A 14,884-nucleotide genomic window follows, 5' to 3' on the forward strand; every position below is an offset into this window, starting at 1 on the left:
CCGTTTCACCTTTTTGTAAAAACTAAAAGACGCCTGCTCCATTGGTGGAGAGACGTCTTTCCGCTGGCATTTGGAACTGTGTTCAGCGTGCATGCCGCGTTATTTTTTGAACAAACCCCGACGGTGCATCACCGTAATGAAACGATAAAAATCATAGCTCGCCCCATTTTCGATGCTGAACAGCGGGTTCTTCGTGTCATACGCCAGTGCAGCATCCACGGCTGCTTTCGCCCATGACGGAACCTCCATCTGCTGACGTGCCTGGAGGCGGTCTACCTGTGCTTTGAGCGCATCAAACGCTGCTTTTTCCTCGGCTGTCATCGGTTCATCTCCTTTCGGCGGTTCGCTTGCATTGGATGGCGGATTCGGATTGGACGGTGTCGGGGTTGGTATCGGCACGGTTGCCGGAGCATATCTCGCCCGCAGCTCTGCGGCCGATCCCTCGAACTCGTTCATGTCCACGTTGCCGCTAATGCCGTCTACTTTGCCCGAGTCCGTGTACTGCCAGAATGTCCAGCGCTTCCACGCCGGTTGGCCGTCCGGCACACGGGACGTGCTGTAACGCGCGATCCATAGATCGTACGCTCCGAGCGAGACATCGAAATTGCCGGCAAAGGAATTGCCTGTATAAATGATCGGTTTGCGCCCGGTGAGGCGCTCCAATTCGGTCAGAAAGACTTTGGCTACCGCGTTGATCCGGGCTTTGCTCAGATTGCCGGGGTTGTTCTCATAGTCCATGACGGGCGGCAGCTGCAGCGTCTGGGCTCCGCCCACTTTTTGCAATGTATTGGCATAATGCGCAGCTTCGGCTTTGGCTCCGTCAGTCGATGTGGCCCGGAAAAAGTGATACGTTCCGACCAGCATGCCCGCCGCCAGCGCGCCTTTCACGTTGGTCTGGAAGTTCGGATCGGTGTACGTCTGCCCCTCGGTCGCCTTGATGAACACAAACGTCATGCCGCTTGCCTTCACTTTGGCCCAATCGATGCTGCCTTGGTACCGGGATACGTCAATGCCCTGCGCGTTGCCCGAGCTTCTCGTCTGCATGTGTCTCACTTCCTTTATGCGGCATATCGCCGTTTGTACTATAGTTGATGCGTATAGCGATAGGTTGGCTTGTATGCATGTCCCGGTTTGGGGTATGTTGGGTTATGGTGCAGGGAACCAGTAAGTTCTATGGTTTAGGTACTATATTCTTAAAATATGTCCGAGAAACACTCATAGAAATACTCATATCTCGTACTTTTTTCCTGTAATCTGCTCATATTGGTCACTCGAAATAACGCCAAAGGAAACATACTGCTTGAGTTGTTGTTCTTTTGCCCACTTTTTCTCATAGTAGTATTGGAGTCTTTCGAAATCGGAATTAAACATTTGCCCCGTCTCCCTTCGGTTGTATTTCCATGGATAATACTCGCAATTCCAGACCTACGATTTGTGCGCCCAAAGCTTCGTTTTGTTGTTTCAATTCCAATGCCTCCAGTTCGCGTTGAACCAGCTGCTCCCCGATCTTGTCCATTTCGGAAGGTTCCATAGGCTGTGTCTTGGTCAGTACGTCAATCTCTTCCTGGCTTAGCCCCTCAGCCCAAAGGTCAGGAAGCTGTTCCTGCGGTCTTTCTTTCAATGCTTCCTGGTATGCTTCCCAAGCTGCTAGGTCAAAGCGTGGCCGGAAAAGGCCAGCAGGTACCGGTATGCCAACGATATACCCGGCAATCTCCGGGTTCTGTCCTTCTTCGGCTTCCATGGTTTCAGGCAGATTGGTTTTCGGATTCAACTCGGCTCGTTCAGATCCAGCATAAAAAGGGACGACACCGAAAAAGGCATCGTCCACCAACACGTCCTCGATATAGAGTCCGTCTGTATTTACTTTAGGTACGGCTTTCATGTGATCCCTCCTTTATTGTTCTGCTGGGAATGGTGGGATAACCAGCGAGAAATAAAGATTACTGCCTGCGACACAAAAGACATCTCCGCTAGGATGAATACGAATACGGGACGGCACTTCCTCGCTACCACCATCGTAAGATACTGTTACACAAGTAATGGACATCTTAGGTCTGAATCCTGTCGGCAACCTGAAAACAGGAGAATTGGTTCCCACAACACCATCTTTGATCAACCCATCAAAATGGACAAATCCCATAGAGTCCTTTAAAAATCTAGCTGCTGGGTATATTCCGTCAGTGCTGTATGGAACCCATCCGTTAAGCAATGTCGGCGTAATCCATGTAGGACTGTCCTTTTCTGCTTTTTTGCTCTCAAGGACCGAAATCCGTGTGGTGTTATCTTGCAACGTCCTGACTGCATCCAGCAGCAGGGCCTTTTCGTTCTCGGCATAGGTTCCTGAAAAGTCCACAGCCGGATATTTGTCCAGCATCAGGTATGTGACGCTGTAGGCTGCGGATGGATCGTATTGAGAAAGCCCAATATCCGCATACTCTAACCCACCACCAGTAATACCCGCGCCAGATTTAAAGGACCAACCATTGTCAACTCTCCCGTCCCTGTATACTTTCAGGAGTTTACTCACCTTAGTTTTTAGTCCTGATCCTGGATAGTTTGGCGAACTCGGAGCATTAATACCGGCTTGACCGATACTTGAATTGGCGTAAGGTTTAACGCTCTCCCGCAGCACAATTCCCGTTCCTACTTCCACCTGAGTCTTGCCTTCAATCAACGTCAATTGACTTTCTGACGTGATCGGTTCGACAGTGGGCGTTGTAAGCTGGTACAGGAGTTGATATGGCGTCCAGTTTGGCACATTAGCAGTTGGTAAGACATCTACCGTCTCTCCCCCTAGATCTTGATATCTCAAAATGTTTTTCCAGACCTTGTTCCCTGTACCGTTATAAGGACTCCAATCGCCATTATTCGCCATTCTCCAACCCATGAAATATGCTTTAATCTCATCGACTGTAGGTGTATACAAGTCTCCCCATCCGCTGTCCGCGCTGGAAATAGATACCCAAAACTCAGAAAGGTCGGCCGATGGGAAGAATGCATTATCTGAAGTGTCCATATTTCCATTTTTGCTCAGGACTGCCCCATTGTACTTAGTAACAAATAGGGCATCATAATTCGCTGCAGGCTCAAACCCTTTGTAGCACACAATCTTGTAACCAGTACCACTACTTACGCGATCGCTTATTAATTTTCCATCCAGAACAATCTTTTTCCATTTCGTTAGCTTAAAATACTGTCCATCCCTCTCGAACACTGTATCCGGGTTGGCTCCGGTGGTTGGATTGGCGTGTAGTTCCGTTTGGAACGCCAGCATTGAATCTTGGTCTGGCATGAATGGTAAGGGTTCACTACCGATATTAAGCATTGGGTTTGTAAATGTATATGTCCCGGCTGTAGGGGGTGCGACTGCCCACGCTCGCATATATGCAGCCCCTTCTGGCGCTGTTAGTGTTGCGGTATCCGCGTCGATAAATCCAGTGGACAAGAGAACTTTATCCTTTGTGGCATTCAGAAAGTCGAAACCCAACATGCCTGCCCCGCTCCGTTCACAAGTGAACGTGTAAACAGTACCCGGTACTGTCGGCTGTGCATAAGCAGTCGTCGTATTACTGGAGACACCAGAGGCGACGGTTATGCTGATCTCATAAGGTTTGCTTGCCTTAAAGGAACTGATCCCGCCCCATTCATAAAATGGCGGCAACAGATTAGTTCCATACCGGATGACATACGGATTCGTAACCCCTGCGATGTACTCCGTGTAAGGATACTTGGCCGCTACCTGTTCCGCCGTCATACTCCCCAACGCATTGTATTCGGCAGGGCTGATTTGATAAACCCGAATAGAGTCGCAATTAACGGATTGTCCGTCTTGCTTGTAAATAGCATCTCCCCCGGAATTAAGGATTTGTAGTCTGACAACTGCCTTTGGTGCGGTTGTAGGGTTAAATCTCAAGAATACGGGAGTATATTGGTTAGTAGCGACTGCCAGATTTGAAACTGGAAAAAAATCGTTCGGGGCATCATTTAACGCCCCGTAAACCATCATGCGCCCATTAGCTTTGTCGTTTGGCTTAATCACAGCCACTAGCACATAACAAGCGCCAGGTGTTACATCTAATACCGCCATTTCTGTGTAATGCTCCACCGAGGCTGTCCCCGATGCTGTTGCCTTAAACGATGTCCCCCCTAAATCACTCGTTGTAGAGTCAATTGCTAATGTAGACGCAATACTAGGCAATTCGGGCAACTTTTCACCGTTCCCTGCACGCCCCAACAAATTCACCAACGTCCGGCCTTTCAGCCCTTCCAGCCTAAAAGCCGACGCCCGCTCTGCTTCAATCACCTGAAGCCCTGGCTTCAGCGTAACCGATTTGCGCTGCTCCGTATCCAGACGTTCTTTTAGACCCTCCGCCTTAGTTGTTACTTCATCCACTTGCTCCTTGATCTCGCCTGCAAAATCGTCCACCTTGCCCCAGTTCTGATCCAGATATCGGTCCAGATCGAAATACGTCGTTGCCGGAGAAGAACGGTCGATCTGATTCAACGCAAGATTCGGTGTTTTCGGCTCACTCATTTCAAGCGCCACCTCCCATGAATTTATCCTGCCGAGTCTGTTCGATCTCGCTCAGCGTCATGCTTTCGACTTCGGCAATCGTCAAATAGCGCAGATGGAATTCCACGCTCATGTGTGCCGGTTTGATCTCTTCAATGGCCGCCTTCAAATCATCCAGATTAGGCGGCAAGCCATATGTATCCACGAAGCGAATCAGGATCGCATACTCCCCTGGCAAAACGGATACCTCGATGCCGCCGCTCTCATACGCCTGCGCCACATTGCGCAGCATCGAACCGGACACTTTGCCGCTGCCGCGCATCTTCGAAATAATGACCGACCGGCGCTGGTCCGCGGGCTTTAACGGATTGACCGGGATATGCAAGTCCTGCTCATATCTCGCGAGCGCCCACGTCGCCGACTCGGGATAAAACTGATCCAGCACGCTGTCCACGCCACCCAGCAGCTGCCCCAATTCCTCGCCCTCAGTCTGGGCAAGCAGCTTCATCTCCAGCACCTGCTCATACAGCGGGGGCAGGTATGTCATCAAGTCAGGCTTGCGGCTCATGATACCTTCACCGTGCCGAGCACGGCCACCGCATCCTGCGCAATGTCCACATTGCTGGTCCCTCCGTTAATAAGCAAATCACTGTAGTCGATCACGGGCGGAATGTCCATGATGACGTTGGCGATTCGGGTCCAGCGCACCAGCGGATCATCGAAGGCCAACCCTTTCAAATACGCCGTTACGCCTTCCTGAATCAAGGTCTTGATCCCCTCCAGCGTAGATCCGGCAGCAAGCGTCACTTTGACCTCGACATCGATCGGAATCTCTTCTGCGCCAACCACCATAACGACAGGGCCGATCGGCGCTGCACCTTCCCCCATGCCATCTTGGGTTGGATCGATATAGGTCTGAACCTCTTCGATCACCGATTCGGCAGGACGGCGCATGTCATTGCCCAGCAATGCAACCTTCACGGTTCCGGGACCATCCCAGAGCGGAAATGCCCGGGCTTTGCCCACACCCGCAATTTCTCGCGCCCACAGCTCATATTGATAGCGGTTCGCACTCGTTACCGGGCGAGATACCTTGTCCTGATAACGGTCATATAGCGACTGATCCGTCTCTTCGTCTTCACCGGGCACCAGCAGACGCACCATTTCCGCAGCGGCCAGATCCGGAATATAATCGATCGGAAGCAGCGTTCCTTTGTATTCATTGCCCATCGCGCCGGCCGTTTCGCACTCCAGCACAACTTGCCCCGCCGTTAGCCGCTCCACGGCCACATACACGCGCGTTCCCATGGAAAACCGGGATTCCATTTCCACATCCACCGGCTGATTCCGGCTGTTCTTGAAAGAAGCAACCCACCGTGCCGGTGTCGCACGTTTACGTGAGATGCCTGACCAAGCCACTGCCCGATCCAGATATTCACCGGTAGCCGTATCCGCAAATTTCAAATTTGCGTTCACGTCCAGCTCGATATACATCTGCGCCATTTCTACGGCGGCAGGGGCCAACGCATCATAAATGATGCTGCCCTCCCTTTTATCGATGCCCTCAGGTACGCGGTCCAGCATGCGGTTCAAAATCGTTTCATACGTTTGTTGCTCATACATTCACGTTCACCTCCAGTTCCTCCGTCAAGCTGCCGAAGTCCGTTTGGGCGGTAAAAGAAACCGTCACCTGATCCCCCTCATGGCGGAATCGAAAATCCCCTACCTCCATGATCCGGTCATCCGGCATCAGCGCCTCCCGAATCCAACGTTCCAGCTCCGATTCCACCATGGAACGACCGGCAAGTCCCTCGGGTGACCATTCCATGCCGTAATCGGATGAATAGATCAGGTATTCATAACGGCGGGTAGATAAAGCCTTATGGATGGCTTGCTTGACCGCCTCCCGGCCATCCGTGCCCAATCTCCCGATTCGGCCTCCTGCCAGATCCAGCTCATAGGTTTTGCTGGGCGCAGCAGTCCGCGCCACATCGTCCTTCGACTCCGTTATCCGTGCCCCTTGCGGAATCATGCTTTCACCAGCCGATCCAGCACCACAAAGCTGTCTCCGCCCTGTACGCGCAGCAGAATTGCCTGATCTCCCGTTTGCCATGATTTATTCACGATCGATTCGGGCAGCACGAGAAACGGTTCCTCCAAAACGAGCCGCTGTTCCACCGTGATTTCAAGCGGTCCGGTTTTCGTCACGGTTCCGTACATGACCTGTACGGGAACACGCGCATCCACGGCGGCCACCGCCGCCTTTTTGATGACATCCAGCATTGCGTTTACACCACCTTCAAATCCAGCGACATGGTATGCATCCCGCCCTCCACCTTATGAGTGCATTCATCCACCAGAAAATATTGATTAATCTGCAAATCTTCGATCTGAATATTGACGTACGTCCCTGCCCTCACCCGAAAGTCGCCCAGCGCATCCACCTTCAGCTTCTGGGTTTCCCGATTGCGCAAGGTCATTAACGTGTTCAGCATCTCGTTGATCTGCCCTTCGTTCAGGTCGTCATCCAGCTTCTGATATAGAAAAAGCAGCCCCCATTGCTGGATGCTGCTTGAATTCTGCGCGACATAGGTCTCCCGTTTGCCCGTCGCCTTGTTGTCCCGGTAAAGCTTGATTTTATTGTACGTTTCGTCGTCGATGGAGCGGGAATGCGAATAATCGGTGAGCAGGCTCCCATCCCCGATCACGAAGCCGTAGGGCATCTGCTCCGATTCACGGAGCACCAATTGGCCGAAATCGTCGTAGAAAATATAGTTTTTACCGCTGTAAATGAGAGTACGGTCCAGCGCTTCGCAGATCATGTCGATCAGCTTTTTATTGTCGAAAAGCATGCGCGGAATGACGTACTCCGGTTTTCCAAGGTCCCCCATTTTCAACTGAAAATCCGTCGCAATCCGGCGGATCACGTCCGCTGCGGTTGCGTTCAGGAACTGATACGTTTGGTTCGCCGTCAAATACCGCGTCTGATCGTATGCTTTAATGGAGACCGTCTCATCCTTGCCGCTGTCTATCGAGAAAATGTACCCATAGAAAACGCCGATATCACCGGATACATACCTTACAACATAACCGTTTTCATAAGTAAATGAGGCGCCGGGGTTATGCTTTCTCCGGATCAGCGTAAATTCCAGCGACGCGGGCTTGCCGATGCGCGACGTTTTGTGCGTAATGTCCGTCACGATCCCGGTAATGTCCCATACCTGTCCCTGCTTGTTATCCAGCAGCAGCTGGTGTTTCATTTTCGTTTCCCTCCTTTCAAGGCAGCTTGAGTACAAGCCCAATCGGGAGGCGTTTGATCTGAGCATCTTGGATGCCGTTCAGCTTCTGTAGTTCTTTCCAGCGCGCACCATCTCCCAGATGGGCTTTGGCTATGGACCATAACGAATCGCCGGCTTTGAGCGTCACCGTTTTCGGCTGCACCTTTTCGTCCGAGCGCGTCGTTTCATCCTTCGTTTTGGCGGCAGATGCCTGTTTCGCGTCATTCTTCTTGACGAGCTCCACCTTTTTGGGCAAATAAAACTTGTATTCCTTCAGCTTGATATCGTATTGAATGTCGCCGACCTGCCCGGCCGTTTCCTTCCAGTCAAAGCTCTCGATGGACACGGGCATGTTGATCGTGTAGCGGGCGCTTGAGTAAAACAATCTGGCTCGTTTGCCCGTCTGCATCCAGCGAATGATTTTTTTCACGTATTCATAGGGATCGTCGTAGTATTGCTCTTTAATAGAAGAATGTCTGGCATCGTAATAAATGTGGTAAGGACTGTAATCGGCCGGAAAAATACCGCTAAAGCTCACTTCCCTCAAACGAGGCGATTTGATGACATTGATCTCCCCGATTCCGGTCACGTCATGCGTGCTGCCATCCAGCGCATCCGCAAACTCGATCGTCTCCGGGTTGACCGGAAAGTACATATATTCCGCGCGGTTGTTGTAGCTGAGCTGAATGTAATAGTCCATTTATCCGTATACCCCCTGTGCGCTGGAGACGATTTGGCTGTTCAGGCCATCGGTGATTTTCGTAATGATGCTGTCGATGTCGTGGCCGCTGTTGATATCCCCCGTCGTCACTTGCACGGTCGGCGTAAGGCTGACGAAACGTTGAATAGCCTGCATTTCAGCCAACTCGCGCATCAGCTTCAGGTCCTCGCTCGTCACGTCCACCGTGCCCGACACGTCCCCGATCTGATCGACCTTGCCGACATTGTTGATTTTGTTGATGTTGCTTGTGTTGTTGGGCATTTGCATGGTCGGCACGGATGGGGCTGGTGGTGCTAATGGTACGGTTGGCATTGTAGGGGTCTCTGGTTTGAAACCATCGCCAAAATTACCAGGAAAACCACCATCTGAAACGGTATCGTCGACAGAAAATTTGGAAAAGAAATCCTCAGCCAGCTGCTGCCCTTTATCTCCAGCATTCGGATCGAATTCACTATCCATCCTGAACAAAGATACAACGTCTTTATCGCTTTCCGGAGCCATGGATTCTAATGTATTCATCCATTCCTTTACCTTTTTGCTTCCGATATTAATATCGGCTTCAGAAACGACGTCAAGATTGGTGCCGAACGTGTCATTAATGAATGAAGCAACTTTGCCAATAGCACCCACAGCCTTGCCCAGGAAACTTTCGATTCCTACCATTACGTTGTACAAGGTTTGAAGCACGAACATTCCAAGATCATAGAATAGTTTCTTGATGGCATATACCGGATCAATAAATAAATTGATGAGGAACTCAGCCAAAGAAGCGAATAGATTCCACAACATAGCAATTTTCACTCGAATATTTTCGAACAACATCAGAAATACAGAAATGATTGATCCGACGATCTGCGTGCCTGAAACACCGCATAAATTCAGTATCGCTATCACTGCAGCAATTGCCGCAATAACCAATAAGATTGGCCAGTTTAATAGTAACCAAGCACCGGCAAGTGCCAGTACCTGCACGATGACAACACTCAACTGAATGATGATGTTTGCAAGCAATACAAGGGCAATAGCCGTTAATATCGGCGCAATCAAATCCCAGTTTTCCTGAACGACGGTGGCAAAAGCGATAACCCCCTGCACGATGAAAGCGATGACCTGTGCAATCATGGCAAAGGCTGTGCCAATCCACTCCGTAAAACTACTGAATTGCCCCGAGCTAAATGCTTCACTTAATTGATCCAATACAGGTGATAAAACTTCTAATGCTTTCGTTCCCAATTCGGCTAATACAGCATTAAATTGATTCACGATCCCCGTCCATTTCTGAAGCGGCGAATCGAGCATCGTATCGAATGCCTCCTTGGTATACCCCTGCATCTCAAGCACCGTCTGCATTTTCTGTATAAAACCATCCAAATCCTTGGTCTCGATGAATCCTTCCAAACCAGCATTGTCAAGTGCACCCTCGGAAACATTAAAATCAGATGCCAAATTCGAATTGTCTCCATTCATAGCACTGACTAATGCAGATGAAGCATCTGTCAGGCTTTTCCCATCCGGAGACAGCACGCTTAGACGTTTGGACAACTCATTCAGTTGTTCAATCTGGCCCATATTTTGTACCAGGGGTAGGAAACCTAGTGAAGACTGAAGCGAATCGTTCACATTTTGTCCGCCTTTAAATGCTTGATCCCGAACCTTATGATAAGCACCCTTTCCAAGATCCGGATCTTCCGCTGCAATCATGTAACGATACTTCCAATCTTCTTCCTCAGCAGCAGCTTTTAGCACAACGCTCCCGACGGACTTCACCATTTGAAGCCATTTGGATAATTGGCTGAGGTTGTCACTTAGAGATTTCCCCGCATCATCAGCGGCGTCGTCCAGTTTGTCCATCAGGTTAATCGTTACATTCAACTGTTGGTTCACTTGATTAAAATGATTGGATATATTGGTCTGGTTGAATTGATTGAGATTAATCCGATTGATCTGGTTGAAATTATTAAGGATTTCAGTCGTTTTTACTTGTACCAGATTCAAATTATTGATCAAATTGTTTATTGACGGAGGGTTGATCACGTCTATTCTTGTATCAGACATCTTCTTCTCCTCCTTTCCCTGTTATTTCTTGCGGGTACGGCTACGGGCGCGTTCTTTCTTCTCCTCCTCTACCCGAACAGAGATCATGGCATAGATGGCCGCCTGCTCCCTTGGAGCGAGCGCCATCAGCTCATGAGGGAGAATCTTCAGTTCATGGAGGGCGTAATAGGCCAGATTGGCTTCCGGGTCGCCCTCTTTGATCAGTTTTTTACTTCATCCACCATGTCGTTCATGTCCTGGTTGAAGCCGTTCAGCTTCTGCACCTGCTCCCCCAAGGTGGCAAACTCGCCCGGAAGCAGCATTTTGCGAAGCAGCGACTCCGCGCCCATGACGCCGTAGGAACGCTGCAGCTCCGCATTTTTGAGATCCGGGTACACGATGCTTGCCGTCATCAAGCGGGCCATGTAATCATTGGCGTCGATATCAGGCGTATAGACGCCGTTTTTGCCTTTCACTTTGCGAGTGGCCGCTTTGCGGCACTCCTGGTTTTCGTCCTCGGTCATGCTGCGCAGCTTCCAAGCGACCGGTTCGCCGTCCTCATTTTTGAAACGCGGGGACACGACGAAATCGACCGTTGCCTCCGAAGCTGCATTTTGCGCAAAAAACATACTCAATCCACTCATGAATGGTTCCTCCTCAGAAAATAGTCCCGCTGCAATTCGTGCAGCTGTTGGACATATGTTGTAAAGAGAGCAGACCGCCTCTCTCCTCTAAAAAATAAACCCAGCATCGTCAGCGGAAATGGCTGTTCATGCTGGGCACGACGAATAACCCGTCTATTATGGCGGGTACGTTGGGTTATACATTCACTTTTCCAGACTGCTTTACAGCATGAAGTTGAAGTGATTTTCTTTTCGACTCAAAAGGGTGGCTATCTTACTTCGGCAAATTAAACGACACCGGCATGTCCACATCTTCAAAAGTAAAGCTTACTTCCTCCTCCAGCGCCTCGGACTCGGTATCCAGCGACGCCATGATCACGCTGTCCAGATTGACGCCTTTCAGCGTTACAGTTTGCTTGCCGATCGTGGAAGAAGGGTCCTCGTTGGTGACTTCGATATCGAAATACGTATCCACGCCGTTTTGCATGTACTGCAGCATCAGCTCGCGGAAGCGGGACGTCGTATAGAAAATCGTCATCGAGCCGGAACCGGACCACCCGGTTGCTTTGTGCTGCACGCCGCGGCGGCCCAGCGTTTTGACCTCGGCTTTTTGTTTCTCTACCGTAGCTTCAAGCGTTTTGACGTAGAACATCTCTTCCGTCTGTCCGTTAATCGTTGCGTATGCGCGGCCCTCCTGGCCGGAAATCGTATCGCTTGCTTTCAAAAATGCCATCTTAAGCCACCTTCACTTTCATATATACTTTTTCAACCGAATCCACAGGCTGCACGGCAACGTCGATCACGATGCTGTCCGACTCGTTGCCTGCCGCAACCGTAATGTCTGCATTGGAGTCAAAATTTTGGATGGCGCCGATGTCCTGCAGCTGCTTCAGGTACGTCACGCATTGGGAACGGAACAGGCTGCGGCCGTCCTCGTTGTTGTTCACTTTGCCGATAAAGTACGATTCGAAGATCCGTTTCAGGTCATTGGAAATGCCGTCAAGGACGCGTACCACGCGGTTTTTCGCAAAATGGCGCGCCTTCTCCGGCGTTACCGAGCGGAACGTGTTCACGTCCTGTTCCACGACGGCCCGGTTGCTGCTCGCCGTAAACACGAACTCGCCATTGCGCAGAGCAGCCTCCGTCTCGGTATGCGTCAATCGGCCATTGACGTCCACCGCATCGTCATAGGCACGGAACGTCAGCGATTCGTTGATGTTTGCTCCGGCCGTCGCGCCAGCCGTCCAAGCCACCGCTTCCTGCGCGGACAGCTCCGTCCCGTCAGACAGCACAACGCCGTTGCGTACGCTGATCACGCCCTCATGGTCGGCAGCCGGGTAGTTGGACACGACCAGCTGCACCTTTTTGCCCTCCGTCTCACGCAAACGGCGAATGTAGGACGTGTATACGGATTTCAGCGTATTGTCCTCGGAGATCAGGCCGACCGTATTGAAATCAAGCACTTCCAGTGCAGCGAGGAAATCTGCGTGCGCTTCGTTCGTTGCCGTCCCATCCTCCCCGCCGGTAAGCGGAAGAGCTGCCGTTGCCGTCAGCTCGCCTGTCCCGGCAAAAACGACGTAATCGTTGGAAACCAGTTCGCCGATCGTCGCAGCGGTTTGTTTGTCCACTTCTTTGCTGCCTAGAAGGGTGGTGACGTCGAATTGTTCTGCATCGTTAATGTTCGCGGCGATGGCAATGCTCAGATCATTCCCTCGTTTACCGCCAAATTTGGCTGTAGCAGTCAGGTTATCGAGCGTGGCTTTGGCTTGGGTGCCTGCGTTCAATCGGTAGAGCAGCAGCGTTTGGGCGCGCTTGAGCGCTTCGCGAATGAGCAGCAATTGAGGAGAGGTCCAGTCGTAGCCGAGTTTGGACTGCACGTCCTCCCCTGCTTGGATCGTCATTATTTTGCCTGCTTGTCCCCAGGACAGTGGCAGAGCGAGCGCTACAGTCCCCCGTTCTCCAACGGTGCCCGGCAAAGATCCCTCCGATGCAAAGTTAATATATACGCCAGGGCGTACCTTGTTTTGCGTTGTCCATGTTCCTCCAGCCATTTATTGCGCCTCCTTGAGTTTGAATTGGTGAATGGTTTGTTTCGCTTCTTCCATGGTGCATGTTCCGTGTTCCGGCAGCATGGCCATCAAAATATCCCGCTCAATCCGGGTAAAATGCTCTGCGTGAGCAAATTGCGCTTTGCTGAACGAAGGCGGCCGAGCTGCCGGATCCGTTGGGTTCACTCCAGGCAGCTGCTCCGAAACAGTTTGTTGGTCAGACAGATTGCCAGCAATGGGTTCATTGCTTGGATTGAGTTGGGCTGCTTGCGTGCTTGGATTAGAGCTTTTCTGCTCCTGAGCTTTTTTCGTAAACATGGCCAGGACACCTCCCATCGTTTTCATTGTGCATCCCTCATTCCTCGTTATGTTGCTGTTTTCAAGGCAGAGGATGAGTCCAAATGTTGCATGACAACCACGGGCGGAGATGCCTTGCTTGTGCGTGCAGTGTAATACACCATCATGCGCGGAAGCCCGTCTTCCCGGCTTTCCCAGCGCAATTCCGCCGCCCGATACGGCGTGCCCTCCACATCGACCGTCTCCAATGCCTCAAACAGCTCGTCCGGCAAGCCGGCTCGTATATCCTTTGTTGTGGACCAGACCATTTCGTAAGCGTACGACTGCACAAAACGATCGCTGCGTTCTCGCGTCATTTGCGCAGATAACAACCGGTATTCGATCGCCTCCACATCCGTGGAAATCTCCTTGGCAGAAGCTGCGGGACGGATCGGCATATCCGGAAATTTCAGCGAGAGCGCGTTGACGACGGCAGCCGTTAGTTTTTCTGTAAACATGATTCACCTCCTTTGCGATATTCATAGGACAGAAAAAGACCAGCTTGTCTGCCGGTCTGCTGATGTTTGGATGTTTGATTGTGCTGATATGTTCACGGCTAACTTCCTTGTTATGCCATGATATAACTTTACACCTTTTCGATCCTAGCGCGGATGGTGGAAGGTTTGAGTTTCTGCGAAAAGATGCCGAGGCTTGGGCGGAAAAAAGACGATGCTTTGGGGGCGCTGCCCCTCTTCTCTTTACCTTCCAGCCAAGAATAGGCATTCTGCACCGCATGGTTCACGGCGGATGGTTTGGTCTTTTCCATCGCGAGAGTCATTGGTTTGTGGTAGAGGCATCGTTGTTTTTGTTTTCGCTGTCCGCGTTCGAAGCGTTCTTGGTATTTGAAGATTGGGTTGTGGGAGCTAACCCTTCGCCCCCTTTGCCCTTCAATACCTCAATCGCCTGACGGATCGCCGGAGGGATCGGTGCGCCGAGCTTGCCCCCGTTTTCGATGATGGACAACAGCTCATTCGCGATATAAAAAAAGGCGACCGCATCCCTGAACATATGTCCGTCTCCCAGGACACCGTCCACCAGATGAGCCACCGATACCATGGCAAAAATAAATACCTTGCGCGCAATGCCGAATATGCCGACATTACTCTCCAACCTGCCCTCCACCGCAGCCGCCGCCATCCCGGTCACGTAATCAAGGATGACGAAGACGAGCAGAACACCTAGTACGCCTGACCAGCCTCCATAGAAGTAGGTGGCGGTGCTGGTGAGGAAGGCGAGAAGCCATTTAATGAAGTTTTCCATTATAATCTCCTACCTCTTTAATAGGATAATTCCCCTGACTACTCCAGAGATAAAAAATAGCGCACTACTTG

At 51.1% G+C, this 14,884-nt stretch carries 18 protein-coding genes; all 18 read right to left on the reverse strand.

What is annotated here, in order from left to right; all coding sequences use genetic code 11:
• Positions 1-99: 99 nt before the first annotated feature.
• Positions 100-1,044, reverse strand: coding sequence for a glycoside hydrolase family 25 protein (locus tag L6H98_RS11840; protein WP_236415277.1), 945 nt, complete (start codon positions 1,042-1,044; stop codon positions 100-102).
• A 183-nt stretch (positions 1,045-1,227) separates the two neighbouring features.
• The gene (locus tag L6H98_RS11845) at positions 1,228-1,371 is read right to left on the reverse strand and encodes an XkdX family protein (protein ID WP_236415278.1); all 144 of its coding nucleotides are present in this window, start codon (positions 1,369-1,371) and stop codon (positions 1,228-1,230) included.
• Positions 1,364-1,882: a hypothetical protein gene (locus L6H98_RS11850; protein ID WP_236415280.1), complete on the reverse strand. Its 519-nt coding sequence runs from the start codon at positions 1,880-1,882 to the stop codon at positions 1,364-1,366. Before L6H98_RS11850 ends, L6H98_RS11845 begins: the two co-directional genes overlap by 8 nt.
• Before the next feature lie 12 nt (positions 1,883-1,894).
• On the reverse strand, positions 1,895-4,534 hold the full coding sequence (locus L6H98_RS11855) for a hypothetical protein (protein ID WP_236415282.1): 2,640 nt from the start codon (positions 4,532-4,534) through the stop codon (positions 1,895-1,897).
• A gap of 1 nt (position 4,535) precedes the next feature.
• A complete protein-coding gene (locus tag L6H98_RS11860; protein WP_236415284.1) occupies positions 4,536-5,081 on the reverse strand; it encodes a putative phage tail protein in 546 nt (181 codons plus the stop codon).
• Complete coding sequence (locus L6H98_RS11865) at positions 5,078-6,136, reverse strand: baseplate J/gp47 family protein (protein ID WP_236415286.1); 1,059 nt, start codon at positions 6,134-6,136, stop codon at positions 5,078-5,080. The genes L6H98_RS11860 and L6H98_RS11865 overlap by 4 nt, the downstream gene beginning before the upstream one ends.
• Positions 6,129-6,545: a DUF2634 domain-containing protein gene (locus L6H98_RS11870; protein WP_236415288.1), complete on the reverse strand. Its 417-nt coding sequence runs from the start codon at positions 6,543-6,545 to the stop codon at positions 6,129-6,131. The genes L6H98_RS11865 and L6H98_RS11870 overlap by 8 nt, the downstream gene beginning before the upstream one ends.
• Entirely contained in the window at positions 6,542-6,796 is a 255-nt protein-coding gene (locus tag L6H98_RS11875; protein WP_236415290.1) for a DUF2577 family protein, read from the reverse strand. The genes L6H98_RS11870 and L6H98_RS11875 overlap by 4 nt, the downstream gene beginning before the upstream one ends.
• Positions 6,797-6,801: 5 nt before the next feature.
• On the reverse strand, positions 6,802-7,773 hold the full coding sequence (locus L6H98_RS11880) for a hypothetical protein (RefSeq protein ID WP_236415292.1): 972 nt from the start codon (positions 7,771-7,773) through the stop codon (positions 6,802-6,804).
• Between the two features lie 16 nt (positions 7,774-7,789).
• A complete protein-coding gene (locus tag L6H98_RS11885) occupies positions 7,790-8,491 on the reverse strand; it encodes a LysM peptidoglycan-binding domain-containing protein (protein ID WP_236415294.1) in 702 nt (233 codons plus the stop codon).
• A complete protein-coding gene (locus L6H98_RS11890; RefSeq protein WP_236415296.1) occupies positions 8,492-10,567 on the reverse strand; it encodes a hypothetical protein in 2,076 nt (691 codons plus the stop codon).
• 200 nt (positions 10,568-10,767) lie between these two features.
• The gene (locus L6H98_RS11895; protein ID WP_236415298.1) at positions 10,768-11,190 is read right to left on the reverse strand and encodes a phage portal protein; all 423 of its coding nucleotides are present in this window, start codon (positions 11,188-11,190) and stop codon (positions 10,768-10,770) included.
• A gap of 253 nt (positions 11,191-11,443) precedes the next feature.
• Positions 11,444-11,902, reverse strand: coding sequence for a phage tail tube protein (locus L6H98_RS11900; protein WP_145320645.1), 459 nt, complete (start codon positions 11,900-11,902; stop codon positions 11,444-11,446).
• 1 nt (position 11,903) lies between these two features.
• Positions 11,904-13,220, reverse strand: a complete 1,317-nt coding sequence (locus tag L6H98_RS11905) for a phage tail sheath family protein (RefSeq protein ID WP_236415300.1) — start codon at positions 13,218-13,220, stop codon at positions 11,904-11,906.
• Entirely contained in the window at positions 13,221-13,535 is a 315-nt protein-coding gene (locus L6H98_RS11910; RefSeq protein ID WP_236415302.1) for a hypothetical protein, read from the reverse strand.
• Positions 13,536-13,582: 47 nt separating this feature from the next.
• Complete coding sequence (locus L6H98_RS11915; RefSeq protein ID WP_236415304.1) at positions 13,583-14,011, reverse strand: DUF6838 family protein; 429 nt, start codon at positions 14,009-14,011, stop codon at positions 13,583-13,585.
• Between the two features lie 128 nt (positions 14,012-14,139).
• The gene (locus L6H98_RS11920) at positions 14,140-14,319 is read right to left on the reverse strand and encodes a hypothetical protein (RefSeq protein ID WP_236415306.1); all 180 of its coding nucleotides are present in this window, start codon (positions 14,317-14,319) and stop codon (positions 14,140-14,142) included.
• Positions 14,320-14,327: 8 nt separating this feature from the next.
• Complete coding sequence (locus tag L6H98_RS11925; RefSeq protein WP_236415308.1) at positions 14,328-14,813, reverse strand: phage holin family protein; 486 nt, start codon at positions 14,811-14,813, stop codon at positions 14,328-14,330.
• Positions 14,814-14,884 lie beyond the last annotated feature (71 nt).

It is taken from the genome of Paenibacillus sp. JJ-223 (assembly GCF_927798175.1).
GTDB classification, from domain to species: domain Bacteria; phylum Bacillota; class Bacilli; order Paenibacillales; family Paenibacillaceae; genus Paenibacillus; species Paenibacillus hubeiensis.